General features: G+C 56.6%; 26 protein-coding genes. 12 read left to right on the top strand and 14 right to left on the bottom strand.

All coding sequences use genetic code 11. From position 1 onward, the window contains the following. The first annotated feature begins 39 nt into the window (after nucleotides 1-39). Nucleotides 40-336 carry a DNA-binding protein gene (locus CF137_RS08470; RefSeq protein ID WP_101346410.1) on the top strand — a complete coding sequence of 99 codons (297 nt, stop codon included), beginning with the start codon at nucleotides 40-42 and terminating at the stop codon, nucleotides 334-336. A 3-nt stretch (nucleotides 337-339) separates the two neighbouring features. Beyond that, a complete protein-coding gene (locus CF137_RS08475) occupies nucleotides 340-1125 on the top strand; it encodes a Zn-ribbon-containing protein (RefSeq protein ID WP_139718704.1) in 786 nt (261 codons plus the stop codon). 94 nt (nucleotides 1126-1219) lie between these two features. Here CF137_RS08475 and CF137_RS08480 read toward each other — a convergent pair whose 3' ends face one another. Further along, nucleotides 1220-1768, bottom strand: a complete 549-nt coding sequence (locus tag CF137_RS08480; RefSeq protein ID WP_139718705.1) for a SecY-interacting protein Syd — start codon at nucleotides 1766-1768, stop codon at nucleotides 1220-1222. A 206-nt stretch (nucleotides 1769-1974) separates the two neighbouring features. On the opposite strand from CF137_RS08480, the gene queF reads away from it, so the two are divergent. The 7 genes from queF (at nucleotide 1975) to CF137_RS08515 (ending at nucleotide 11159) form a co-directional block, all read left to right on the top strand. Continuing rightward, nucleotides 1975-2823 (top strand): NADPH-dependent 7-cyano-7-deazaguanine reductase QueF, encoded by an 849-nt coding sequence (gene queF, locus CF137_RS08485; protein WP_139718707.1) that lies wholly within the window; start codon nucleotides 1975-1977, stop codon nucleotides 2821-2823. A gap of 170 nt (nucleotides 2824-2993) precedes the next feature. After that, nucleotides 2994-5273 (top strand): tetratricopeptide repeat protein, encoded by a 2280-nt coding sequence (locus CF137_RS08490; protein ID WP_139693005.1) that lies wholly within the window; start codon nucleotides 2994-2996, stop codon nucleotides 5271-5273. Nucleotides 5274-5356: 83 nt separating this feature from the next. Next, nucleotides 5357-6973 carry a GGDEF domain-containing protein gene (locus tag CF137_RS08495; RefSeq protein WP_139718709.1) on the top strand — a complete coding sequence of 539 codons (1617 nt, stop codon included), beginning with the start codon at nucleotides 5357-5359 and terminating at the stop codon, nucleotides 6971-6973. A gap of 148 nt (nucleotides 6974-7121) precedes the next feature. Continuing rightward, nucleotides 7122-8477 carry a nucleotide 5'-monophosphate nucleosidase PpnN gene (gene ppnN / locus CF137_RS08500; protein ID WP_101323866.1) on the top strand — a complete coding sequence of 452 codons (1356 nt, stop codon included), beginning with the start codon at nucleotides 7122-7124 and terminating at the stop codon, nucleotides 8475-8477. Nucleotides 8478-8627: 150 nt separating this feature from the next. Then, entirely contained in the window at nucleotides 8628-9416 is a 789-nt protein-coding gene (gene xni / locus CF137_RS08505) for a flap endonuclease Xni (RefSeq protein WP_139718711.1), read from the top strand. 159 nt (nucleotides 9417-9575) lie between these two features. Further along, the gene (locus CF137_RS08510; RefSeq protein WP_042020006.1) at nucleotides 9576-10583 is read left to right on the top strand and encodes an isocitrate dehydrogenase; all 1008 of its coding nucleotides are present in this window, start codon (nucleotides 9576-9578) and stop codon (nucleotides 10581-10583) included. Nucleotides 10584-10700: 117 nt separating this feature from the next. Further along, nucleotides 10701-11159 (top strand): hypothetical protein, encoded by a 459-nt coding sequence (locus CF137_RS08515; protein ID WP_101323864.1) that lies wholly within the window; start codon nucleotides 10701-10703, stop codon nucleotides 11157-11159. Nucleotides 11160-11240: 81 nt separating this feature from the next. Here the strand turns inward: CF137_RS08515 and rlmM are convergent, their stop codons facing one another. The 6 genes from rlmM to dinB form a co-directional block, all read right to left on the bottom strand. Further along, nucleotides 11241-12335, bottom strand: a complete 1095-nt coding sequence (rlmM, locus tag CF137_RS08520; protein ID WP_068976822.1) for a 23S rRNA (cytidine(2498)-2'-O)-methyltransferase RlmM — start codon at nucleotides 12333-12335, stop codon at nucleotides 11241-11243. Continuing rightward, nucleotides 12328-12714, bottom strand: a complete 387-nt coding sequence (locus CF137_RS08525) for a DUF423 domain-containing protein (protein WP_098968762.1) — start codon at nucleotides 12712-12714, stop codon at nucleotides 12328-12330. The genes rlmM and CF137_RS08525 overlap by 8 nt, the downstream gene beginning before the upstream one ends. A gap of 51 nt (nucleotides 12715-12765) precedes the next feature. Next, nucleotides 12766-13395, bottom strand: a complete 630-nt coding sequence (locus CF137_RS08530; RefSeq protein ID WP_139718713.1) for an alpha/beta fold hydrolase — start codon at nucleotides 13393-13395, stop codon at nucleotides 12766-12768. After that, on the bottom strand, nucleotides 13388-14308 hold the full coding sequence (locus tag CF137_RS08535; protein WP_101316175.1) for a transcriptional regulator GcvA: 921 nt from the start codon (nucleotides 14306-14308) through the stop codon (nucleotides 13388-13390). Before CF137_RS08535 ends, CF137_RS08530 begins: the two co-directional genes overlap by 8 nt. A gap of 283 nt (nucleotides 14309-14591) precedes the next feature. Continuing rightward, nucleotides 14592-16733 carry a methyl-accepting chemotaxis protein gene (locus CF137_RS08540; protein ID WP_139718715.1) on the bottom strand — a complete coding sequence of 714 codons (2142 nt, stop codon included), beginning with the start codon at nucleotides 16731-16733 and terminating at the stop codon, nucleotides 14592-14594. 68 nt (nucleotides 16734-16801) lie between these two features. Continuing rightward, nucleotides 16802-17857 carry a DNA polymerase IV gene (dinB, locus tag CF137_RS08545; protein ID WP_101323860.1) on the bottom strand — a complete coding sequence of 352 codons (1056 nt, stop codon included), beginning with the start codon at nucleotides 17855-17857 and terminating at the stop codon, nucleotides 16802-16804. Between the two features lie 131 nt (nucleotides 17858-17988). Here dinB and CF137_RS08550 point away from each other — a divergent pair, with 131 nt between their 5' ends. After that, nucleotides 17989-18195: a hypothetical protein gene (locus CF137_RS08550; protein WP_139718717.1), complete on the top strand. Its 207-nt coding sequence runs from the start codon at nucleotides 17989-17991 to the stop codon at nucleotides 18193-18195. A gap of 111 nt (nucleotides 18196-18306) precedes the next feature. Here the strand turns inward: CF137_RS08550 and CF137_RS08555 are convergent, their stop codons facing one another. Beyond that, nucleotides 18307-18867 carry a DJ-1 family glyoxalase III gene (locus tag CF137_RS08555; RefSeq protein WP_139718719.1) on the bottom strand — a complete coding sequence of 187 codons (561 nt, stop codon included), beginning with the start codon at nucleotides 18865-18867 and terminating at the stop codon, nucleotides 18307-18309. Between the two features lie 38 nt (nucleotides 18868-18905). Continuing rightward, entirely contained in the window at nucleotides 18906-19871 is a 966-nt protein-coding gene (locus CF137_RS08560) for a ketopantoate reductase family protein (RefSeq protein ID WP_162515897.1), read from the bottom strand. A 199-nt stretch (nucleotides 19872-20070) separates the two neighbouring features. On the opposite strand from CF137_RS08560, the gene CF137_RS08565 reads away from it, so the two are divergent. After that, nucleotides 20071-20553 carry a YajQ family cyclic di-GMP-binding protein gene (locus CF137_RS08565; protein WP_042019988.1) on the top strand — a complete coding sequence of 161 codons (483 nt, stop codon included), beginning with the start codon at nucleotides 20071-20073 and terminating at the stop codon, nucleotides 20551-20553. 105 nt (nucleotides 20554-20658) lie between these two features. Here CF137_RS08565 and CF137_RS08570 read toward each other — a convergent pair whose 3' ends face one another. The 5 genes from CF137_RS08570 to CF137_RS08590 all read right to left on the bottom strand — a co-directional run bounded on the left by CF137_RS08570 (nucleotide 20659) and on the right by CF137_RS08590 (nucleotide 25535). After that, nucleotides 20659-21501, bottom strand: coding sequence for a nucleoside-specific channel-forming Tsx family protein (locus CF137_RS08570; protein WP_101316185.1), 843 nt, complete (start codon nucleotides 21499-21501; stop codon nucleotides 20659-20661). A gap of 156 nt (nucleotides 21502-21657) precedes the next feature. Beyond that, nucleotides 21658-23037 (bottom strand): AmpG family muropeptide MFS transporter, encoded by a 1380-nt coding sequence (locus CF137_RS08575; protein ID WP_139718720.1) that lies wholly within the window; start codon nucleotides 23035-23037, stop codon nucleotides 21658-21660. Between the two features lie 172 nt (nucleotides 23038-23209). Next, entirely contained in the window at nucleotides 23210-23797 is a 588-nt protein-coding gene (locus CF137_RS08580) for a peptidylprolyl isomerase (RefSeq protein WP_139718727.1), read from the bottom strand. 2 nt (nucleotides 23798-23799) lie between these two features. Then, complete coding sequence (locus tag CF137_RS08585; RefSeq protein ID WP_139718722.1) at nucleotides 23800-24384, bottom strand: YajG family lipoprotein; 585 nt, start codon at nucleotides 24382-24384, stop codon at nucleotides 23800-23802. Nucleotides 24385-24401: 17 nt separating this feature from the next. Continuing rightward, nucleotides 24402-25535, bottom strand: a complete 1134-nt coding sequence (locus tag CF137_RS08590; RefSeq protein ID WP_139718724.1) for a methyltransferase — start codon at nucleotides 25533-25535, stop codon at nucleotides 24402-24404. 203 nt (nucleotides 25536-25738) lie between these two features. On the opposite strand from CF137_RS08590, the gene CF137_RS08595 reads away from it, so the two are divergent. Continuing rightward, on the top strand, nucleotides 25739-26053 hold the full coding sequence (locus CF137_RS08595; protein WP_101316192.1) for a BolA family protein: 315 nt from the start codon (nucleotides 25739-25741) through the stop codon (nucleotides 26051-26053). The last annotated feature ends 42 nt before the right edge of the window (nucleotides 26054-26095 follow it).

A 26095-nucleotide genomic window follows, 5' to 3' on the forward strand; every position in this document is an offset into this window, starting at 1 on the left:
CCCCGATATCGCCATCCCCTTCTCACCCAGAGCATGCTTATGTCCGCCCACGAGATCATCCGAATTGCCAACGAGTTGGCCGCCAAAGGGTTCACCCCCACCACCGCAATGGTCAAAGCGCGCCTAAGCCAGCCGGTGCCGATGGCCGAGCTGCTGAAAGTATTGAGCCAGTGGAAGCAGCAGCCAGCCGCATCTCACGAGCGCGAGAGCCTGCCGGAAGCGGTCCCCCAGCCCGCACCTGAGCTCACCCTGCAGCAACTCGCCGAGCAGCTCGCGCGCATCGAACAGAAGGTGGATCGGCTGACCGACCTGCTCATCCAGCAGGGGCAGCGCTGAGCCATGTATATCGTCGAACTCTGCTTTGAATGTTACCGCGATACCTCCCTTGGCGAGGCCGAGCGGGCCATCGTCAACTACCTCGACATGCTGCGCTATCAAGGGCAGATCCTCGGGCGGGAGTTCCCCACCAGCATGCAAGAAGGCTATTTCGTCAGCCGGGTGGTCTGCCCGGAGCAAGATAGCCTGCACCCGGACAACCAGAGCGAGCAGGTCAAACTGGCAGAACAGCAGCTCAATCAGGCCGGACTGCTGGCGCCGAAACTGCAGTTGCAGGGGGCAGATTTACTTTCAGACAGTACCGACCCTTGCGGCGAGCTGGGTGAGCGGCCGAGCTGGATGCTGCTCTACACCAGCTTTTTGCACACCTGCTCGCCGCTGCGCTGTGGCGATCACTTCGCCCCCATCCCGCTCTACCAACTGCCCGCCGTCGCCAATGGCGATCAGAAACAGATCATCAAGTGGCAAGAGGATTGGGAAGCGTGCGACCAGTTGCAGATGAACGGCTCCATCGCCGAGCATGCGGCGCTGCACGAGATTGGCGAGGTGGGCAGCCGCCTCTACCGGCGCGGTAGCGATTTGAGCAAACGGCTGGAAGTGTTGAGCGGCATCCCCACCTACTACTATCTCTACCGGGTCGGTGGCCTGAGCGCCGCCGAAGAGCAGACGCGCCCCTGCCCCGGCTGTGGCGGTGAGTGGGCGCTGGCAACGCCGCTGCACGAGATCTTCGACTTCAAGTGCGACCGCTGCCGACTGGTCTCTAATCTATCTTGGGATTTCAAGGATTGAGCCTCGCTCGCACGGGCATCGACTCACTCCGCTAACAAAAAGGCCTTGCCATCCGGCAAGGCCTTTTTCATTGACCAACAGGTAACGGACGCGCTTATTGCGGCAAGGTCTCCAGCCGCTCAAGAAACGCGGGCAGTGAGGGGGCCAGCGGCAGGCGACGGCCAGAATCGAGCCACTCCAGCCACACCTGACCACTGTCGTTATCCAGCGAGATGAGCGTCATCTCGTTGCGGGTGGTCGCAATAAAGATGGAGGGGGCGCGCTTGAGCTTGCGCAGCATCAGCAGGTGGCCGATGAGGTTCTCCCTGAGCAAATCGAGATCCGCTTCGTTCCACGGCAGGATCAGTTCAAGACGCAGCCCCTTGAAAAGGCAGGGGATGGGGCGGCTGAACCAATGCCCAAACAGGGCGATGGCACCGGGGTGAATCGTCAACTCAAGGGCATCGGCCATGGCGGTAAAATCGGCAGGCTCGGGGCTATGGTGCGGGCGCCAGGCCACTCGACCATCCGCGGGCTCACCAAGCTGGCACGGAGATCGCCAGTCCGCCTCCCACTCGCACAGGGGCAGGCCTCTTCTGGCCTCGCCATCCCGTTGCCAGCGGGCCAAAAAGTACTCCAGGGCAGACAAAACTTGATCCGACATCGAAAATCCCCACAATTGCTGGCAAAGTTCGCTATTGCACCATCAATCAGGGTGACAGACAAGGCTGCCCGACCACAGCCGTTCGATGCCCGATAACGGGGCATGCTTCATCCCTTGCCAGCTCAAAATTGCTAGGTATCAGTGCAATAGCCCCATTTTACCTTCAGTTCATCCACTCTTTATGAGCACATTACGTGAGTAAATCTGTGAACAAACAAGATAGATACGCCGGGGCCAGCGCCCTGACCGGCCTGAGCCTGGGCCAGCAAGCCGACTACATCAGCCAATACACCCCCTCCCTGCTGCAGCCGGTGCCCCGCAGTCTGAACCGGGATGATCTCCAACTGGGCGATGCCCTGCCCTTTAGCGGTTGCGATGTCTGGACTCTCTACGAACTCTCCTGGCTCAATACAAAGGGCAAGCCGATGGTTGCGCTCGGTGAGGTGACCATTCCGGCCACCAGCGCGAATCTGATCGAGTCAAAATCCTTCAAGCTCTACCTCAACTCGTTCAACCAGACCCGTTGCGACTCCATCGATGCAGTGGCCGCCATGCTGACCAAGGATCTGAGCGCCTGCGCCGGCGAGACCGTCAAGGTCACCCTGTTCCCCCTCGAGCAGGCGCCGCATCAGATCGCCCTGCTGCCCGGCGCGTGCATCGATGAGCAAGATATCGAGGTAGACAACTACCAGTTTGACGCCGCCTTGCTGCAAGGGGCGGCTGGCAGCGAGCAGGTAGAAGAGACCCTGCACAGCCACCTGCTCAAATCCAACTGTCTGGTCACCAGCCAGCCAGACTGGGGATCTGTGGTGATCCGCTACAAGGGGCCAAAACTCGATCGGGAGAAGCTGCTGCGCTACCTCATCTCGTTCCGCCAGCACAACGAGTTCCACGAGCAGTGCATCGAGCGGATCTTTATCGACCTCAAGCACTACTGCCAGCCAGCGCAGCTCACCGTTTATGCCCGCTATACCCGTCGCGGCGGTCTGGATATCAACCCGTTCCGCTCCGATTTCGAAGTGGTGCCTGCCAACCTGCGCCTGATCCGTCAGTAACCACTGACTGCGCGGATGGGGCCAGATACTGGCCCCTCTATCCCCCTGGTGCCCCCGGCCACGCGGGGCGAACAGTGACAGGTGCAACCACAACCTGCCCACAGTAAACACTGGACTCGCAGGGGGAGGCTTGGATAACATGCCTTCACCTCCGCGCCGTCCATAATCCAATGAATCAACTGTTTTTTCTGGCCATGATGATGTCTTCTCTGTCCGCCCCCAATCTGGACCTGGACCGAGAACAGCTATCTATCGATCTGCAGCAAGCACAATCAATGGTACTGACCGACCCAGCCAAATGTGTCCAGATCACCTCAGCCTTCCTGACCCGCGCGGCCAATAATTCTCAGCAAATCATCAATAATCGCCAGGAGTTTGGCTATCGAGAGCCGATCCTGAGCTATAGCACCGTGGCCCAGACTATCGGGGCTCACCTGCTCAAGGGGGAGTGTCTGCTGCAACTGGGTCAGTACCAGGCTACCCAGCAGGCGCTCGATCAAGCGATGGCACTGGCTGACAAGGAGCAGCAACCAGAGCTCAAGGCCCACGGTCTGTACCTGAAAATTCGCAGTCAGGGACTCCGTCAAAATAGCCAAAGCACCAGCCACAGCTTGCTTGCCGAACTGGAAACCCTGCTGGCGAAACCCAATCTAAAACAGAGTCGATTGCAGGTGTATAGCCGCCTGCAACGCACCAGCTACGATATCGACACTCAACATTTTGATGATGCCAAAGCCCATTTGGCCGAAGCGCGGATCTGGGCAGCCAAAACCCCCGATCCCCTTGCCAGCGCCTGGGTCAGTGCCATCAGTGGTGACCTTTATCGCTCGCTGCAACAGCCACAACTGGCGCTAGGGGAATATATCGATGCCCTGCAGCAGGCCAAGAACCTCAGTGATCCGCTATTTCTCGGTCTGCTATCGAACCAGATCGTCAAACTCTATCAGCAGGAGCATGAACCGCAGAAAGCGCTGCAATATGCCAATGAGGCCGCCAACTATTTTCACTCCATCGGCAACCCGTCGCTGCTTTGTGACTCCCTGATGGTGCTGGCACGACTTAATCGTGATCAAGGCGACCTCAATATGGCGCTGGTCTATTTTTTCAATGCGCTGGACTTGCTCGATGACGAGACGAGTCGGTCCAAAAGCTCGCTGCTCAAATACGAGATCGGCAAAACCTATCTGCAAAGTGGCAATCTCTCGCTGGCCAGCAACTACCTCAACGCCGCGCGTCAATCCCATGAGCTCAATGATGCCAAAGAACCACTGATCGACACGCTGCTATTACTCGGTGAGCTCTATCTCAAGAAGCAGGAAGCGGCCATCGCCATCTTGCAGCTGGAAAACGCACGGGCGCTGGCCAAGCAGATTGGCGATACCCGTCGTCAGTTCGAGGTATTCCGCCTGCTCTCGCTGGCATATGAACAGAAAGGGTATGTGCGCCAGGCCCTCGACAGCTACAAACGTTTCCACCGACTGGGTGAAGAGGTGCGCCAGCAAGAGATTGCCCTGGAACAAGCCGCAATCCGTGACAACTATGTCCAGGTCGAGCGGGTGCAACATATCAAAGAACTGGAGCAGCAGCTTAACCACAGCCAGCACCAGCAGGAACGCTATCTCTGGTCAAGCATCACCACCAGCCTGCTACTGGCACTCTTTATCTACCTCTTCTTCACCCTCTGGCTCAAGTTGCGTACCACCCGCCTGCAACTGAAACGAACCGGTGAGGCCTTGCTGATCGAGCCACGATCCGGACTAGCCAACTGGCAACGATTGATGAACCGCTGGCCGAGGGAGATGGCCAAACGCCAGCTGAAATCAGATCGCTGGTATCTCAGTGAACAGCCCTCCAGCGAGTTTGATGACAAGCTGCATTATCTGCTGTTCCGCGTCCCCTTTCTGAGCAACACGCTCGAGCAGCATGGTTATCAGGCCAGCAGCGAGATTGAGTTGGCGTTTGGAGCCTATGTCGATACCTTAACCCCGCAAGATGGCCGTATCTATGACCTGCGGGAAGGGCACCTCCTTTATGTCGTACCACAGCGCCATGTCGCCAACCTGCAGCAGTTGGCCAGTGACCTGCTACTCGCTATCGCAGCCTTCCCGTGTCAGTACCTACTGGATCGCCGGGTAAGCCTGGGGATTGTCAGTCACCCCTTCCTGCCCAAGGCGGCAACCGCGCTTGATCACAATGGGCTGTTTGATCTCTGTTACCTGGCCCTGTCGGGAGCCATTCAGCTCAGTGAAAAACACCAGCAAAACGCCTGGCTGGAGCTGGCAGCCATCGATTGCCAACAGGCGGCATTTTTTAATGGGGATGTGTGGCAATGCGGCCTGATGGCAATTGACAAGGGGCTGGTAAAAGTCAATTCTTCTCATGAAAAGCAATGGGTTAATTGGCATCAGCTTGCAAGGAAGCAAGTCATTGATGACCGACCAGCAATATAGATAACAGCCAGAGCTCGACACCGGGTTTTACTACTGTTGCTATCAAACACCAAAAACAATAATGACAACAGGGCGACCTGATAATGAATGACATCGCTGCCGTAGCAGGACAATTGGCCAGGCTCAGGGAATCCCTTCAGCAAAAACAGCTGGAACTAGACGGTGTTCTCTCTTTCTCCGATGCTGAGCGGGCGCGCGGCATCCTGTTCATCAACAAGTTGATGCTCTCCTGCCGTGGCTTCGATCGTGAACTGGATAACCGTTTCGCCAAACTCAAATCCAAACTCGATGGCAATCCGGCCTTTACCGCGTTAGAAACCGATCTGCTGGCCATTGAAAAACTGCTGCAACAACACAGCAATGCGCTGGAAGAGTCGATAACCCTGACCCAGACCGCCATCGAACTTGGCTCCAAACAGCTGAAAACCATCAAGGGCTTCCCCGAAGATACCCGCAAATCCCTCAAGGAATTTCTGGCCAGCCCGACGGGCTATGGCATTGCCGATCATCAGCGCAAGGTGATCAAACTGCTGGAGTTTTACCAGCAAGCAATCAAAATCCAGCTGTTGCCGAGCAAGCCGCTACTGCCCTCCGCTACCGAGCCATCAGCCGCCAGTCACCCCTCCGGTAACGACATCAAACCGGATCCGGATCCCTTTGATCTCAAGGATCACGCTCGCATTGCCGATGAGCTGCAGCGGCTGATCACCGAACTCGATTTTGCCGGATCCATCGGTGAAAGCCTGGCGGATATCCGTCGCCAACTGCTGGTCGGGGTCAATCCCGGCCTGTTGGCCGAAACCTGTTTGCAGGTGATCGAACTTATCATCGAAGGCACCCGTGAGGAGCGCACCGCCTCCCGCGCGTTCCTGAGCTCCCTCAACGAGAGTCTGTCAGCCGTCCACATCGGGTTTACCGAGTCACTCGATGAAGGCCGGGCGCTGCAAAATGAAACCACAGAAACGCGCAAAGCGCTGGTCAACCAGCTGCAGGCCATCGATCACTCCCTGGCCAGCCATAACTCCATCGATGCACTCAAACAGGCCATCTCCGGCCATATGGGTGCCATCAATTTGCTGTTGCAAGATCGCGATAACACTGCGACCAGAGAGCGCCATCTGCTCACCCGTCTCTCGAGCATGGAATCCAAGTTGCGGTTGATGAAGGACGAGACTGCCGAATACAAAAAGCGGCTGACCATCCAAAAACACAAACTGTTCCTCGACAGCCTGACTCAGGTCCACAACCGGGCCGCACTCGATGAACGGCTTGAGCAGGAATACAAACGTTGGCTACGTTACGGCAGCCCGCTCTGCATGGCGATCATCGACATCGACCACTTCAAGAACATCAATGATAACTACGGCCATCTGGCCGGCGATAAAGCCTTGAAAGTGGTCGCCAAGGCCCTGCAAAGCGCCCTGCGTGATACCGATTTTATTGCCCGCTTTGGTGGAGAAGAATTTGTCGTGCTGCTGCCCAACATCAATCCTGACAAATTTCAAACCCCCCTTGAAACCTTGCGCCAGACCATCAAGAGCATCCCGTTCCGTTTTCGTGATGCCAAGGTAGAGATCACCATCTCTATCGGTGCCACCCTGTTCAAGGAGGGTGATAATCCGTCCGATGTATTTGAGCGAGCAGATCAGGCGCTTTATCACTCCAAACACGGCGGACGAGACCAGGTGACACTGGCCTGAACGGTGACTAAAAAAACAGCGATCAGTCACCCCCCTATTTCCCTCCCCCTATCCTTGCCACTACTATCAACCTCAGGGGATGCAACATGGCGTCCCCTTTTCTCCCCAGGGAAAAACACAACGATAACAAGATGAGTAAGGGGAACCTATGATTACGCACATCAATCCCGTCGGCAGCATGGACTTGCTGTCGCAGCTTGAGGTGGATCGCCTCAAGCAAACTGCCTCCAGCGATATCTATCAACTGTTTCGCAACTGCTCGCTGGCAGTGCTCAACTCCGGTAGCCATACCGACAGCTCCAAGGAGATCCTGGAGCGCTTCAAATCGTTCGATATTCATGTGATCCGGCGCGAACGCGGGGTCAAGCTGGAGCTGTTCAATGCTCCCGAGCACGCCTTCGTCGATGGCGAGATCATCCGCGGCATTCAAGAGCATCTGTTCTCGGTACTGCGCGATATTCTCTATGTCTCCAATCAGCTCGAATCCAACCGCCTGGTCAACCTGACCAACTCTACCCATATTTCCAACGTGGTGTTCGCCATCCTGCGCAACGCCAAGGTAATTCTGCCAGGTGCCGATCCCAACCTGATCGTCTGCTGGGGTGGTCACTCCATCAATCAGATCGAATACCAGTACACCCGTGCAGTCGGCAGTGAACTGGGGTTGCGCGAACTCAACATCTGTACCGGCTGTGGCCCCGGCGCTATGGAAGGGCCGATGAAGGGGGCAACGGTTGGCCATGCCAAACAACGGGTACGTAACGGCCGCTACATTGGTCTGACCGAACCCTCGATCATCGCCGCAGAACCGCCCAACCCCATCGTTAACGAGCTGGTGATCCTGCCGGATATTGAAAAACGGCTGGAAGCCTTCGTCCGTCTTGGCCATGGCATCATTATCTTCCCGGGTGGAGTCGGTACCGCTGAAGAGCTGCTCTATCTGCTGGGCATCATGATGCACCCGGCCAACGAGCGGCAGCCGATCCCGATTATTTTGACCGGCCCGAAAGAGAGCGAAGATTACTTCCGTGCCATCGATGATTTCATCAAGGCCACCCTGGGTGAACCGGCGACCAAGCTGTATCGGATTATCGTGGGCGATGCGCCGGAAGTGGCTCGCGCCATGAAAGAGGCGATGCCGAAGATCCGTGAATATCGCAAATCGGTCGGTGATGCCTACTCGTTCAACTGGTCACTCAAGATTGAACCAGAATTCCAGCTACCGTTTGAGCCGGATCACGCCAGCATGGCCAGCCTGGATCTGCACCGCAATCAGCCGCCGCAACTGCTTGCCGCCAACCTGCGTCGTGCCTTCTCCGGCATAGTCGCGGGCAACGTCAAGGAAGGGGGTATTCGCGCCATCGAGAAAAAGGGCCCCTTCAAGCTGCATGGCGACAAGGAGCTGATGCATCTGATGGACAAGCTGCTGGAAAGCTTCGTTAAACAGCAGCGGATGAAGCTGCCGGGTAGCCAGTATGTGCCCTGCTACGAGATCGTGCGTTGACGATCGTCAGCAAGCAGGCATCGTAATACGAAGGGAGGGGCGCACTGGCGCCCCTCTCTTTTTACTCTCTGGCGTGCGGATTACACCGAAAAACGCCCATCAAGCCAAGCAGTTGCTACAATAGCGCGTCCTGACAGCCAAGAGTGCCCCATGCCACATCTGCTTATCATCGATGCCCTCAACCTCATTCGCCGTCTGCATGCGGTGCAAACCCAGCAGGCACTGACACCGGCCCAGGCGCTGGTTGCTACCCGTGCCAACCTGATCAACACCTGCCGTAAGCTGCTCGCCAATAGCGAACCGACCCATGTTATAGCCGTGTTCGATGGGGAGATACACAGCTGGCGCAAAGGGGTTTATCCGGCCTACAAAGAGGGGCGCACGCCCATGCCCCCCGAGCTGCGTGAAGGGCTGGCGACCCTGCAGGATGCCTTCTGGGAGTGCGGGGTCGATGCCCTGCTCTCCGAGACCGATGAGGCGGATGACCTCATCGCCACCTTGGCTTGCGGCATCGCCAGTCACGGCCATCAGGCGACCATCATCTCCACCGACAAGGGGTTCTGCCAGCTCATCTGCCCGCAGATCCAGGTGCGCGACTACTTCAACAAACGCTGGCTGGATGCGGCCTTCGTCCAGCAGCAATATGGGGTAACACCCGCTCAACTGGTCGACTTCTGGGCCCTGACCGGTATCAATGGTTCCAATATCAAGGGGGTGCCCGGTATTGGCCCCAAAACCGCCACACAATTGGTGCAGCAATACGGGAATTTAACGGCCATGCTGGCCGCTTGCCAGCAAGAGGACACCAGCAAGCCCCTGCTCAAGCTGCGCCAGCATCAGGATGATGCCTTGCTAGCCCAGCGGCTGGTGCGCTTGCAACGGGATATCGTGCTGGGGTTCAACCTGCGGGACATCCGTTACCCGCCTCAACCAGGGTGAATCACCGAAGAAAAATACAGGCAAGGGCGCGAACCATGACGAGACTCACCCTCGCTGTTGATGAAAGTGAGTAGAATGTAAAGGAATGTGGTTGGTTTGCTGAGTAAATGCTATAAAGCAGCCCCATCCTCCCCTATACCCTGGAAGTGGAACCCTCTCATGTCCAAAAGAAAAATTACCGTGATCCCCGGCGATGGCATCGGCCCCAGCATCATCGAATCAGCCATCCAGATCCTGACCCATGCGGGCTGCGATTTTGAATACGAATATGCGGATGCCGGTCTGGTTGCCCTCGAAAAACATGGTGAGCTGCTGCCCCAGGCAACCCTGGATCTGATTGAGAAGAACAAGGTCAGCCTGAAAGGGCCATTGACCACGCCGGTCGGTGGCGGTTTTACCTCGATCAACGTCTCCCTGCGCAAGAAGTTCAACCTTTACGCCAACGTACGTCCGGTTATCTCCTTCAAGGGCACCAAAAGCCGTTACGAGAACATCGATATCATCACGGTGCGCGAGAACACCGAGGGTATGTACTCGGGTGCCGGTCAGAAGCGCAGCGATGACAACAAGAGCGCCGAGGCGATGAGCATCATCACCCGCGACGGAGCCGAGCGCATCGTCAAGTTCGCCTTCGAGTTGGCCCGCCAAGAGGGGCGCAAGAAGGTCACCATTATCCACAAGGCCAACATCCTCAAATCGACCTCTGGCCTGTTCCTCGAAGTGGCCCGTGAAATCGCCGGCCACTACCCGGATATCCAGAGCGAAGAGATGATCGTCGACGCCGCCTGCATGAATCTGGTGATGTATCCGGAGCGCTTCGATGTGATGGTCACCACCAACCTGTTTGGTGACATCCTCTCGGATCTCTGCGCCGGTCTGGTGGGCGGTCTGGGTATGGCACCGGGTGCCAATATCGGCGATGGCGCAGCCATCTTCGAAGCGGTACATGGCTCTGCCCCCGACATTGCGGGCAAAAACATTGCCAACCCGACCTCGGTGATCCTCGCCTCCATCCAGATGCTGGAGTACCTCGGCATGCAGGATAAAGCAGAGCGGATCCGCGAGGCAGTACGAGCTACCATCGAATCCGGTGATCGGGTGACCCGCGATCTGGGCGGTAGCGCTTCCACCAGCGAATTCACCCAGGCGATCATCGATCGACTGTGAGTTAATCCATTGATTTAAAAAGGGAGCTTCGGCTCCCTTTTTTATATCTCCTACCCCTTTCCCGGAGGCTGGACAGCAACTATGTTCTAAAGATACGGATAGCAAGGAGGCTTGTTTATGAACGGAGGAGGGCTCTATCTGATCCCGGTTTGGCTACTGCTCAGTAGCGGTGTCGGGGCATTCGAATTGACTCAAAAGAGTCAAAGCGCCAGGCTGCCACTGCAAGATAAACGGGCCGCTACCGAAGTCTGGCGTTCCAGCCTGGATACCAACGACCTGCTCAAGGCCCCCAAAGCCCTCTCGTTTGGCATCGAGGTGTCTACCGATAGCGTTGGTAATCAGAAGATCACCTCCTACCCGCAACTTAATCTGACCCCGGAGAAGAGTGTCAGCCTGTCAGTCGAGCGCTTTCGACCCAAGGTCAAATTCAAGGCAGGGGGGATGCATACTTCCGTCAGATTACGCGGTGATGGGCTCAAAATGCAGTTCAGCCCGCTCGATAAGACCATTCCGCTGCAAATAGAGTTAAAGCTGACCGATGATGAATCATCCCTGCGCCTGGATTACCGCTTCTGACGGAGCACTCATCCCGCCAAGCAAAAAAAACCGACCGCATCACTGCGGTCGGTTTTTTTGATCAGCCTCTCGCGAAGGAGCTTACTCCTTGGCTTGCAGCTTGGAGATCCAGTACTTGTTATAAACGTGCACGGTGATCTCTTCACGATCGTGATAGAGCTGCTTGGCCTGGATCACAAAGGCGTTATCGATCTCTTTAAGCATGCCACGCAACACCTCAATGTTGTGTACCGCTTCGGCATAGCGCTTCTTCATCGGCAGCTTGAGGTTAAACATCGCTTCCTGACAATCATTCTCACGGAACCAGTCCGCGATCATGTGGACGACCCGCGCCGGTTTCTCAACCATGTCGCACACCAGCCAGTAGGTATTCTTCTTGCTCGGACGCCAGACAAAACCATCATCGCGCAGGTGCTTGACCTGACCGCTATCCATCAGGGATTGGGCCATGGTGCCATTATCCACTGCGGTTACCATCATGCCACGACGTACCAGCTGATGAGTCCAGCCACCCGGGCAAGCGCCCAGGTCCACCGCCTTCAGGCCGGAGCAGAGGCGCAACTCCCACTCTTCACGGGGAACAAAGACGTAAAACGCCTCTTCCAGCTTGAGGCTGGAGCGACTCGGTGCATCCGGCGGACAACGCAGACGCGGGATCCCCATGTGGAATTCGGAGTTGTTGAACGAGTAGGAGTAACCCAGCAACAGGTGATCGTTAGCCATGAAGAAGGCGTGGAACACCGGACGGTGCGGCGTCTCCTTCTTGGTCAGGCGATCATTGCTACGCAGCGCCTGACGCAGCGGCACAGTGAACTTGCGGCAGAAAGCCGACAGCTCTTTCGCTTCGTTGGTGTCAGCGGTCTCAACCCGCACATCACCACAAATGGTGTACTCACTGGTCGCTTCAATGATCGGTGAAATCCGATCGGAGACATCCAGATCCTTCAGCTCGTGGGTCACCACCAGCATCTGACGAATAAAGATAAGCTCTTTGAATGGCAGTTTGCGGGCCAACAGATCGGCCTGCTCCTCATCATACAACTCGAAGATCACATAACCGCTGTCGTCCTTGACCCGGGCAAAACCGTAGCACTGCATGCTACTGGCACGCTCGGTGATCTCTGCCGCCGCCTCTTTCTCAAAACCGGGGCGGCAATAAAGCAGCAGATTATTCATTTTTTCCTCCAAGACGACAGCCAGCCCATATCAGAGCTACCCATCCCAACATAAAACAGAGGCCACCAGCCGGGGTGATAAGCCCCAACCCTTTGCTGCCAAGCAGCACCATGGCGTAAATACTGCCGGAGAATCCGAAGATCCCCAGCACAAATGCGGTGCCAGCCAGGTTAATCACCTTGCTGCGCACGCCACAAAAGCCCAATACCAGCAGGGCCAATGTGTGAAAAAACTGGTATTGCACGGCGGTATTGAATGCGGCCAACAGCGCGGGGGTAATACCGCTCGCCGCCAGACCGTGAGCACCATAAGCGCCCAGCATGGTCCCGGTCAGGCCAAAAAAGCCCGCCAGCACCAGCCAATGTCGGTGGATCTGCATCCTCATTATTCCTGTCTTGTCAGGCCCGGCACATCAGCCATCACCACTTGGCTACCCGCGCAGGGCAACAAAGTGCTTGATGGTATCCGCGGCATACTGCATGTTTTCCTGCTCGCTCACACCGCTGACTTTTCGTGGTTTGAAACCATGATCGCCATCGGTCAACCAATGGACCGATACGTTGGGTGAGAAGGGAAATTCTGCCAGTTCGGCGCGACTGCCGAAGGTGTCGCGTTCTCCCTGCAACAGCAGAGTAGGTACCTTTATTTGCTTGAGCACGTCCCCCCGCCAGCGGTCAGGCTTGGCCGGGGGGTGGAAAGGATACCCGAGAATGAGCAATCCTGCAGCATTCATCGCATCGCCACCGTCATGATATAACTCGGCGGCCATCCGCCCCCCCATCGACTTACCTGCCAAAAATAGCCGCGGATGAGCAAACTCCCGCACCATCTGGCGCCAATGCTCGAGTAACAGCGGCTGCCTGTCCGGCGGGCGGCGCTTGCCATCTTGTGCCCGTTTGGTCATGTAGGGGAAGTTAAAGCGCACCACTTCGATCTCGGGCCCCGCCAGCAGGCGTGACAACTCAGCAAGAAAGGCATGATCCATCCCTGCGCCAGCGCCATGGGCCAGCAAAATGCGAACGGGGGCATCAACTGCCCCCTCCCTCAGCACATCAATCATCGCCGAGCAACGCCCTGCGCCGGGCTTCTTCCTGCTCCACCAGCTCCAGCATCCAGTCGCGGAAGGCGACGATTTTGCCCTGATCCGACTGTTGTTCCTGACAAACCAGATAGAAGGCATTCTTGCTCACCAGCACCTGCTCAAACGGGCAGATAAGGCGACCCGCTTCGATCTCTGGTTGAGCCAGCACACTGTGGCCAAGCGCCACCCCCTGACCGTGGATAGCAGCCTGGATCACCATGGTCGAGTGGCTGAAAATAGGCCCCTGATTGACGTTGGGGGCATCGATATCGAGCTGGCGGAACCAGGCCTTCCAGTCGCGGCGTGAAGTATCGTGCAACAAGGTATGACGGACCAGGTCATCCGGTGTCCGGAGCGGCTTGGGCCCGGTCAGCAGCAAAGGGGAACAGACCGGGATCAGGTATTCGGTGTGCAATTTGTCGCACCGCAGGCCGGGCCAGTTGCCGCGCCCGTAATAGATGGCAACATCCACATCGTCAGTAAGCGCCCCTTCATCAAGATCGACCGCCTTGATCCGCACATCGATATCCGGGTGGCGCTCGCTGAAGCGCACCAGTCGTGGCACCAGCCACTGGATGGCAAAACTCGGCTGCAAACTGACGGTCAGCGCCCCCTTGGCGCTGCGGGCCAGCAACTTGTCGGTCGCCTCCGAGATGGAGGTAAAAATATCTTTGATGTCGAGAAAATAGCCTTGCCCCTCTTCGGTCAGCAACAAGGAGCGATTTTTACGGCGGAACAACTTGATACCAAGATACTCCTCCAGCGCCTTGATCTGATGACTGATGGCAGCTTGAGTCACAAACAACTCTTCTGCTGCGCGGGTAAAGCTTAAGTGACGAGCCGCTGCTTCAAACGCCTTGAGGGCATTAAGCGGTGGTAAACGACGAGACATGACACCAGCCGACGATGAGTTTTTCTAATGGGGCGCATTATAATTTGTCGGTTGCGGGCCGACCAGTGAATAAACATAATTCGCCCAGCAATCAGTCGTCATATGGCTCACATTTTCTACTACATGTTGGTTTACATGTGTTTTTAGTGACTCTTTCGACTGTGATTGTGGTGTTGTGTTACTTCCTCTGCGGGAAGGGGGGCTCAAATCTTATCGATTTGACCCCGTCTGTCATCTGAATGTGTTTGGCGCCTCCAGTCGGATGGCGCCTTTTTTCATCCTTTTATACTTTGAACTGCCCCACCAACTGCTGCTGTTTATCTGCCAGTAGCGACAACTCCCGACCATTTTCGGCAGAGGTCGCCGCTTCGGCACGGATGGTATGGCTCACATCGCGAATATTGCTGACGTTGCGATTGATCTCGTCTGCCACCCGGCTCTGCTCTTGGGCTGCACGGGCAATCTGCTCGTTCATTTGATGGATGGTGGAGACCGACTGGATGATCTGCTCCAGCACCTGCACCGAGAGATCCACCTTGGCGAGGGTCTCGTCCGCCTGACCATGGCCATCACGGATCGCCTTGACCACGGCGCCGGTACCGGATTGCAGCTGGCTGATCAGATTCTGGATCTCGACGATGGCATTCTGGGTGCGACCGGCCAGATTACGCACCTCATCAGCCACCACCGCGAAACCACGGCCCTGCTCACCGGCCCGCGCCGCCTCGATCGCCGCATTCAATGCCAGCAAATTGGTCTGCTCGGCAATCCCCTGGATCACGATAAGGATGTCATTGATGTTGCCACTGTTGGCGGCAAGCCGTTCCACCACCGGCTGGGCATCGTTGATGATGGTCATCAGCTCGCGCATCGCTGCCTGGGTATCTGCGACCACATATTTCCCCTCTTGCGCCGCAGCATCTGTGGTATTGGCCGCCGCGACCGCAGAGCTGGCATTACCTGAGACCTGCAGCGCCGTGGCACTGAGCTCTTCAAACGCGGTTGCCACCAGATCGATCTCCTGATACTGGGCCTGCATACCACTGCTGGTGCGCTCGGCAACTTGCGCCGCCTGCTCGGCACTGCTGCGGGTGCCGGCAACCGTATCAATCACCTGACTGATGGTGGATTGCAGCTTGTTGAGGAAACTGTTGAACCACTTGGCCAACTCGCCAATTTCATCTTGTCGCTGGATCTCGATACGCTGGGTCAGATCCCCCTCGCCGGTGGCGATATCCTTGAGGCGGGCCACCACGGCGCGAATAGGGGCCACTATCTGGCGTGCCATCAGCCAGATAAAAATCAACGCCACCAATGAAATCAGCACCCCGATCATCAACTGCGAGACCACGCTACGGCGGGCTTCACTGGCAAGATCATCCTGCAGTTGCTGGGCCGAGGCGAGCACCACAGCCCGTGGCAATTCAATGTAGATACCCCATTTGCCGTCGGTACCCCGCATCGATACCGGCATAAATGTTTGCAACAGGGCACCATCGCGGCTCCAGCGACTCAACTCTTGTCCCTGGCTGAGCCACCCTTGCAGCTCGGTGGCCAGCCCTTGATACTGCTGACCCAATCCGCGCCCCAGGGTCACCTCAAACTGATCCGCCCCCGCCACTCGCCCCTCATGGCTCACCAGCAATATCTTGCCTTGGCCGTCATAGAGCTCCTTATCCATCGCCGAAACCAGATTCTGCAAAGTGCTCAGGGAGATATCGACCCCGACCATGCCCAGCAATGTCCCCTGATCAAGCAAGGGTGCAGTGACCGAGGTCATCAAGACTTTTTTGTCGCCAACATCGTCCAGATAGGGTTCCAGCAAACAGAGTTCGCGGGAGCGGATACTGCAGCGATACCATTCGTTTTCGACCCCGCCAGCAGCGGTAGGTGTCTCGTCAGCAAGCACATCCTCGTTCTGCACTTCGGCAACCAGCTTGCCATTGTCATAGGCCCAGTAGGAGGAGAACCGTCCCTTGTCGTTGGCGCCAAGCTCGGTCGACCCCTGATAATTGCTGTCCTCTCCATCCAGCTGGTCAGGCTCGAACACCGCGTATACCCCGAGCAAATTGGTGGATGAGGCGGCAGCATCGTGTAACTGCTGATTGATGGCACTGCGCAGCGCCTCTGAATGAACAAAGTTGTCGGCCGCATTCTTGCGCAGGAACAGCACACTCTCGGCCAACAAACTGGCCCGGAAATAGGCCTCATCCAGATAGCTGGTCACCTTGGCCGCCTGCTCCGAGCCCATCGCCTTCATCCAGTTCTCGGCTGACTGCTGAGCCTCCTGCATGGTGGCTTGTCGCACCTGCTGCTGCATCTTGTCCGCGTTATAAATCGAGGAAGCAACCAGCGCGGCAGCGGTGACCAACAGACAGCAGCCAGCGATCAGGGTAATCCGGCCCTGGACAGAAAGTACGCTCATGCCAATGTTCCTATGTAAGACAGCGATATGGGTAGATTATCGACTTTATAAACAAAAACTTAACCATCTCACAGCAAATCCAGTGATAGCTGGTTAACCTCCCCCTCTTTTGGCAACCCCACCACCAACCCCAGCAAACGCACTGAACGCCCTTCCGCACGCAGCAGACCCTCTTTTAGCAAAGGGATAAACAGGCTGGCCTGATAGCCGCCCTGGCTGCGATAGACAGTGGTCTGATGGAAGTCGGCAAATTTAATTTTAATCCCCTGCCCCATCACCTGCTCGGCACAACAGGCAGCCTGGAAACGCCGCTCAAGCTCCGGCAGCAACTGCTGCAATACCGTCAGGCAAGCCTCCTCGTTCGACAGATCGCTCGCCAGCGTGGTCTCCACTCCGATGGTTTTGCGGATCCGGTGCGCCTGCACTGGCTGCTCATCCAGACCCCAGATCCGGCTCGTCAGCATCTCGCCCAACTTGCCAAAACGGCGGCATAGCTCGTCGGCAGGCAAGGCGCGTGCATCCTCGCAGGTATAAAGCCCCTGCGCCTCCAGCCGCTCGGCAGTCTTGCGACCGACCCCGGGCAGCTTGCCAAGGGGCAACTGGCAGACAAATTGCGCCACCTCATCGGGGCGAATGACAAACAACCCATCCGGCTTGCGCTGCTCCGAAGCGATCTTGGCCAAAAACTTGTTCGGTGCCACCCCGGCCGAGGCGGTCAGGCCCAGTTCGCTGACGATAGCCTGACGGATCTCTTGGGCCATCAAGGTGGCACTGCCGCCGCAACAGTTGCTATGCGTCACATCGAGATAAGCCTCGTCCAGCGACAACGGTTCCACCAGATCGGTATAACGGAGGAAAATAGCCCTGAGCTGGCGGGAGATATCTTTGTAAACCGCCATTCGCCCGGGGATCAGCACCAGCGGCGGACAGAGCTTTTTCGCCAGTGCGCTCGGCATGGCGGAGCGCACCCCGAAGCGGCGCGCCACATAGTTGCAGGTCGAGATGACGCCACGCCGCTCGGAGGCACCACCGATGGCCAGCGGCACCTCCCGCAGTGCGGGGTTGTCCCGCATCTCTACTGCGGCAAAAAAGCAGTCCATGTCGATATGGATGATCTTGCGCATACCACTGTATAAATAAACAGACATGGCATCATCTTACCCCAAGGATAGCAGTAGCTCTATCTCTCTCATTGTGGCTAGAATAATAGACTCCAAGGAGACCTTAACCATCACAATGACAAGGAGCGTTCGGGATGAAATATGTTTGGCTGGGACTCTGTTTGCTGCCGATAGCCGGCATCAGCAAGAACAACCCGACGGCAGAGTGCCGCTGGCTCTACGACCGGATTGAGATACTGGAACAGGCGATCAAGGAAGGGGACACGCTCGGCACAGAGCAGGAGTTATCACGCTGGCGCGCAGAGTTTAGCAAGAAGGAGTGCAAACAGTACGACTACTGAGCCGGGCAAGATGGCGTGATCGACAACAGCTGATAACAAACGGGCCCCGATCAAGATGACCGGGGCCCGTTTTTCAAAGCATGGCTAGCTTGATTCATCAGCAGAGTGCGGTCAGGGCAGCACCATGGGGCCTGCCACCGCCAGCGCCAGCTCATCCCCGCGCAGCACCCGCACCAGTTCGAGAGCAAACTCGATAGCGCTGCCCGGCCCCTGACTGGTGATAAGGCGATGGGCCTCATCCCTGACCACCCGCTCACGGGACAACAGCGACGCGGGCAATTGCGTCTGAAAGACGGGGTGGCAGGTGACGATGGCGCCATCCAGCAGGCCGTGATGTTGCAACACCACCACGGGGGCGGCACAGATGGCGGCACGCCAGCGGCCAAGGGCAGCCTGCTCTTTGAGCAGATCGATGGCCAGCGGGGTATCGCGGATCACTTCGCTGCCGGGCAAGCCACCCGGCACCACTATGGCCTCAAAGTCCCGACCGGTCAGCTCGTCGATATGGCAATCCGCCACCAGTTGTACTCCGCGCGAGGCGCGGATCTGCCGCAACCCGGCAGGACAACAAGAGGCCAACAGCACCTCGATGCGCGCACGCACCAGGGTATCAACGATGGCAACTGTCTCTATCTCTTCCGACCCGGGGGCCACCAGCACCAGTACACTCACTTCAGCCTCCTTGCAGCTTGTTCTGCCGTGTAAAAAGGTCAGACTGCCTGACTCTTCTCTTTGATCGCCTGATAAAGCCCCTGATTGACCGGTACGGCGATGCCATGTTTGGCCGCCTTGCTCAGCAGGAAGCCGGTGATGGCCTCAATCTCGGTCTCTCGCCCCAGATCCATATCCTGATACATGGAGGAGTGGTTGTCGGCAGTCAACTCGACCACTGTCATCGCCCGGCGCTGCAGCTCTTCAGCCGTGGTGGCAATACCTTCGGCGCACATCACATCCGCCACTTCCACACAGATCTGCTGCAGGACATCGGCAAAACGGGGGCCAGCCAGCTCGCCGTTTTTCAGCTTGTAGAGCGCAGTCAGCGGATTGATGGCACAATTTATCGCCAACTTTTGCCATTGACGTGCCAAGACCTGCTCATCCCAGCCAGCCTGACCGAGGGCAGTAGCAAGATCATCCGCGAGTGCGGCATGAGCCTTGGCAGCCTCATTGAGCGGGCCAAGCCAGGTTTCACCCTTGCCGGTATGGCGGAAGACAAAATGGCCGCAGCGCATGGCACCATGGCTGGTCACCCCGGCAATCACCGGATTGTGCGGGAACATCTCGACTACCTGCTCGGCAATCCCCATCCCGTTGTGCAACAACACAATCGGTACCGCAGCGTCCAGTTTACCTGCCAGCGGCGTCAATGCCGCAATGACCTGGCTGGCCTTGGTCATCACCAGCAGACGCTTGATCTTGCCGGGTTTGCTGACAAATCCGCGCTCGATATTGAGCAGTTGCACCTGCCCTTCCAGCGAGGTGAAATCGGTCCCCGGATGGAGCGTGGACTGATGGTGATCTCGCAACAAGACACGGGTTGATTGGCCGCTGATGGTCAACAGGGAGGCAACCACGCCGCCGAGGGCGCCGCATCCCAACAGTGACCACTGCGGGATAACAGGTGGAATAACAGCAGGGGTAGCAAGCTGTCGGGAACTCTTAAATCCGCTTGGCATGATGTGACTCTGTCAGGGTAAGGGTTGCATTCCTCTCAACCTGTTACCGAAGGAAATTGAAGATATCATGAATGGACACTAACGGGTCCACCCGTTCTGTGCGCAGGGGATTCTAGCAGAGCGGCCCTATCAAAATCAGCAAATTTGCCGATTTTCTGGTAGATTTGCCCACCTATAGCGCAACATGAGGAGCCCTGACATGCCGTCATTCGATATTGTCTCAGAAGTCAAAATGAACGAGGTGTTGAACGCCGTCGAGAACGCCAATCGTGAACTGGCGACCCGTTTCGATTTTCGTGGTGTTGAAGCCAGCTTCGAGCTGAACAAAGAAGAAGTAAAGTTGGAGGCCGATGCCGACTTCCAGCTCAAGCAGATGGTCGAGATCCTGCGCGCCGCCCTGCTCAAGCGCAATATTGAGAACAGCTCGATGGAAGCTGGGGACAGCGTTCACTCCGGCAAGCGCTTCCACCTGACCGTCAAGTTCAAGCAGGGGATCGAAAAAGAGATCGCCAAGAAGCTGGTCAAGCTGATCAAGGACTCCAAGATCAAGGTGCAAGTTGCCATTCAAGGCGATGAAGTGCGCGTCACCGGCAAGAAGCGTGACGATCTGCAAGAGGCTATGGCACTGGTGCGTGGCGCCGAGCTGGGTCAACCGATGCAGTTCCAGAACTTCCGCGATTAATTTATCCACTCAGCCGTGGCGCACTCATTGACTCGTGCCACGCTATAAATCGCAGCCATAAAAAAACCGGAGCAAATGCTCCGGTTTTTTGTACCCCAAGTTTTATTAGAACTTGTAGGTAACAGAGAAGTAGTGGCCGAAACCGGTAGTACTCAGACCACCAAAGGCACCATTGTTGATACCGTAGATTTCGTTGAAGTACTTCAGACCGTAGCCAACAGCATAACGGTCGGAGTGCCAGTAGATACCGTGGAAAGTACCCAGGCCATTGGCACTCTGGTTGTTGTCGCCGTGAGTATCTTTATCAAACAGATAATCCAGGTAGCCCTGATAGGAGACAAAGCTGCCGTTGGAGAAGGTATAGAAAGGTTTGAACCAGTTCATGGAGAACTGATAACCGTTCCAGTCGCCTTCTTCTGCAGTGAAGCCACTTTCGGTTGCATGACGTGCATACAGGTTCATGCCAACTTTACCGAACCAAGGCACCTGAACATCAGTACCCAAACCGATCATATTCTCCATCATATTGCCATCTTTACCGTGTCCGGTTTCAACGTTGTTCAAAGTGGCAATATAAAGTTCTTGCACAGGACCAAAAGAGAGATCCTTACCAGTCAGGGCATCCAAGGAGAGACGCGGAGCAAATTTCATGAAGATATTGCTGCCGTTATGTTTGTCACTGTGGCTGCTTTGGAAAATATCGAACACATCGACATAGCCATACAGATCAAACATACCGGAACGACCACCAAATTCCATTTCCAAGTAGGTATCGTTGTAGCCATCCTTCGCACTCATAGGACGCTGGTCAATGGTATGCATTACGTTGAACTGCATCCACTTGAAGTCATTCTTGTGGATATCACCGCTGTAATCAGCAGCAAAGGCAGGGGTAGCGGCAGCAGCCAGCAGACCGGCAGCGATAAGAGTCTTGGTAAATTTGGCCATTTTATTGGTCTCTTGTACGTTAGTTGAGGTTTTCCGTAGCCTGCCCACAAGGAGCGAGAGCAATTCTAATCAAATAAAATAGGGGTAGAAACAACTTCTCGGGAACTTTATCCGGAAGTGTGAATCTAATCACCCCGCATTTTACGCAAACGCTTGCTATTTGTCAGCAGCGGATAGCAACTGATTCCCCTTTCTGGCCACCAAAACAATCAACAGTAACACCGGTAAGCCGAGCACACTGGTCGCGACAAAGAAGGTGCTGTAGCCAATTTGCTCCACCACCTGCCCCGAGAAACCGGCCAGCAACTTGGGCAATAGCAACATCACCGAGCTGAACAAGGCGTACTGGGTCGCTGAAAACGCCACATTGGTCAGGCTGGAGAGATAGGTCACGAAAGCGGCGGTTGCAATACCCGCGCTGAGGTTATCCAGCGAGATGATCAGGGTCAGCAGCTCCAGGTTGTGGCCCACCTGATGCAGCAGGGCGAACAGCAAGTTAGTGCTGGCGGTGAGCAATGCACCGAGAAACAGAATACGCAAGGTACCAAAACGCATCACCAGTATTCCCCCCAGCGCGGCACCGACCAGGGTCATGATGACGCCAAATACCTTGGTGATACTGGCTACTTCGGTTTTGCTGAACTGCATATCCACGTAAAAGCTGTTGGACATCACCCCCATCACCACATCCGCCACCCGGTAACAGGCGATCAGCGCCAAAATAAGCAGCGCCGAGCTACCATAGCGACGGAAAAAATCGGCAAACGGACACCAGACTGCTTCGTAGCCCCAGGCCCCCGCACTCGCCAACAGCGTTGGCCACCCCTTCTCCAGCAGCAGCGCCTTGCGTTCGGCCTGTTGCTCGCCCTGCCCCGCCAGATCAATATCCGGTTCGTGACAAAACAGGGTGGTGATGACCCCAAGGGACATCAGGCCCGCCATCACCAGATAAGTAATTTGCCAACCACGATAGTCATAACCGCTGTTGCTGCCAAACCAGGCCGCCAGCGCCAACGCACCCGCGCCTGCCATGATCATCGCCAGCCGGTAACCGGTCATATAAGAGGCAGCCATCGCGGCCTGCAGCCGCTCGGGGGCGGATTCGATGCGATAGGCATCGATGACAATATCCTGTGTCGCCGAGGCAAAGGCCACCAGCAGGGCAAACATCGCCAGTTGAGCCAACCCGGTCTTGGGATCACAAAAGGCCATGCCCACCAGCGCCGCGGCGATCAGCAACTGGGAGAAGAACATCCAGCTACGGCGACGACCCAGCAGTCTCGAGAGCAGCGGCAGCGGCATGCGATCCACCAACGGTGACCACAACCACTTGAAACCATAGGCGAGTGCAACCCAGCTCATGTAACCGATATCGGTCAGACTGACGTCTGCTTCGCGCAACCAGAATGAGAGGGTACCGAACACCAGCAACAGCGGCAGGCCCGATGAGAAACCCATGGCAAAGAGAATAAACACCCGAAATTCGAGATAAACGGCGAGGGACTCTCTCCAGCTTGGCTTACGGACCATGTTCAACTACCTGACGACTTTAGAAAAGTGCGCCATTTTGGCAGGTTGATGGCAGATAGCCAAGGCGAGCAAAGAGATAGGCGCAAAGAAGCCTGAATAGAAAAAAGGCACATCCCAAGCGGGATGTGCCTTGCATAGTGCGTGACGAGAGCGCGGTGACTCGCAGCCTCCAGCGAGGTTATTTGCTCGCTTTCTTGTCGACTTTCTTGTCCGCGGCGGTTTCAGCCAGTAGCACCACCTTCTTCAGGATGATGGGGCTGGTTGGTACATCGTTGGCGCGCAGAATGGAGCTGTAACCGGTCTGTACCTGAGCCAGCTTATCCAGTACATCCATCCCCTGTACCACCTGACCAAACACGGTATAACCGGCGGCGCCACCGGCGTTGAGGTTATTGTTGTCGACCAGATTGAAGTAAAACTGGCGAGTGGCACTGTCGACTGCCTGAGTACGGGCCATGGCGATGCTGCCGCGTTTGTTGGGCAGACCGCCACGAGACTCGTTGATCACGGGGTCAAAGGTGGGCAGTTGCTGGAACTGCTGATTGTAGCCGCCCCCCTGCACCACAAAGTCCTGGATCACCCGGTGGAACAGGCTGCCATCGTAACTGCCATCAGCCACATAACGCAGGAAGTTCTTCACCGTCTGGGGGGCTTGTTTGGACGCCAGTTCCACCACGATATTGCCGTGGTTGGTCTCCAATCTCACTTTCGGGCCAGCAAATGCCAACGGGGCGATCAACATGGCCAGTAACCAGAGTTTTTTCATCATCAGACCCCTGCACCGTTCGGTTGACCTTTCAGGTAACCACGCAGCGCGTCATCCGCCATGATCTGTTGCAGCACGCTGCCCAGTTGCAGGTTCAGGGTCGACTCCAGATCGGCCATGCCCGGTTCGCTCGGGCTCTCCTTGCTGGAGGACATGTTGAACTGCTTGGTCAGACGGTTGCCCTGGAAATCGGCGATCACCTGCAGGCTGACGCGGGACTTGGTGACATAGGTAAAGGTCTTCTCTTCCACGTTGATCGCCGCATTGGAGATCAGCAGTGTCAGGTTAGTGGTACCACTGTTGCCCACTTCCAGACCCTGGCTGCGCAGCCCTTCGGCCAGCCGCTCGGCCATCAGCAGATTGAGCGGGCGCTCGCTATTGACCAGCACCGGCGCTTTCTCTTTATGTTTGATGGAGAAGACATAGGCGGCCTCACGCTTGTCTACCCCTTCCATGGTGATGCGATTGCCAGAGTAGTATTGCTGGTTGGCGGGGATCACCTGCGGATTGAGCAGCGCCGTCTCCGGCCAATGAGTGGCACACCCGCCCAGCATCAGGGCGGCCAGCAGCAAGAGTGACTTTTTCATCATGGTTTCCTTTGGCTTTAGCGTTTGATGGCTTTCAAAATAACGAATTTGCTGTTCGACGCAACGACTTGTGCGTTGGCAAACAAGCGCTTGAGTTTGTTGTGATAGTCCAGATGACGGTTGCCTACTATCCAGAGTTCACCCCCTTGAGGCAACACCCGGTGCGCATCACTGAACATCTGCCAGGCGATATGATCGGTGATCGCCTGCAGCTGATGGAAGGGGGGATTGCAGAGGATCCGATCCGCCGAGCCGACAGCCACACCGTCGAGACAGTTGTTGACCATAAAGTGGGCGCGCGGCAGTGCATCGGGCAGATTGTGCTCGACGTTAAGCTGTGCCGAAGCGACCGCCATATAGGATTCATCGATAAAGGTCACCTCGACCTCACTGTCTTTGGCCAGCAGCGAGAGGCCCAGCACCCCGTTACCACAACCCAAATCGATCACTTTCCGCGCACTGTTGACCGGTAAATTGTCCAGCATAAAACGGGCACCGATATCGAGACTGGTGCGCGAGAAGACGTTGGCATGGTTGTGGATCAGCATGTCGGTCCCCTCCAGCGGCCAGACGGTCGGGAACGGATTGGCCAGCGCGGGTTGCTCTGCCTGCGGCTCGCAGTGAATGAGGCGCGCCTTTTTCCAGGCCAGCGAAGTGCGGGTCGGCCCCAGATACTTCTCGAACAGCTTGAGGGTGGAGGTATGAATATCCTTCGCCTTGCCAGCGGCGATGACGCGGGTTGCCGGTGTCACCACCTGACGCAACGCCAGCAGTTGCTGCTCCAGCAGCGCCTGATATTTTGAGACCTTGATCACCACCAGCACGGGGGCATTCGGCAGCGGCGCCAGTCCATCCTGCAGCGTTATTCCGTCAGCATCGAGTCCGTTGTCGGCCAGATTGGCTAAAGTTGCCCGCTCGCTGATATAGGAGTCGGTGACGCAACAGGGGGAGTGAGGATGCAGGTATGCCGCCAGGGCCCCGAAGCCGTCGTTCATGATGATCACCGGGCCCGCCTGCTCGAGGGGAGATTCAGCCAGGGTGTTGATCAGATATTCGTCAGCCGCATCCCAGGCTTGCAGGGGCTCCTGACTCTGGCGCGGATAGCGGTAGAGCATGAGCTGGCAGTGGGGAGTGTCGAGAAGGGTTTGCATAGGAAGAGTCCAACCTCGGCTTGGTTCGTGTATACAGGCGCCAGGGGTGACGCAAAGTGGCGCTATTCTAGCGAGGAGCAGAAATTTCACCAGTTCGATGCGCATCAAGCGGGCGAACGACGGCGATTTCTCCCTTTCGGGGGCTTATTCCATACCGTAACTGCCGCTAGAATGGCCCGACATTCACTCTGGAAGCAGACCCGATGACTATCCAACAACTGATTGCAGCCAAGCTGACCGCCGCCCTCTCCCCGACTCTGCTGGAGGTGATCAACGAAAGCCACATGCACCGTGTGGAACCGGGTTCAGAGAGCCACTTCAAGGTGGTGATCGTCAGCGAGCAATTTGCAGGGCAACGGCTGTTGGCTCGCCATCGCCAAGTCAATGCCATTCTGGCCGATGAGCTGGCAGGCGCTGTTCATGCACTGGCTCTGCATACCTACACAGAGAACGAGTGGCAGGAGAAGGGCAATGCCCCCCGCACCCCAAGCTGTATTGGCAAGCCGTCTCTCTCCTGAGCAAAGCGCTGCCCTCATCCCCCGGTAATCCCCCCATTTTTA

It is taken from the genome of Aeromonas sobria, assembly GCF_006243315.1.
Classification (GTDB): Bacteria; Pseudomonadota; Gammaproteobacteria; order Enterobacterales; family Aeromonadaceae; genus Aeromonas; species Aeromonas sobria_A.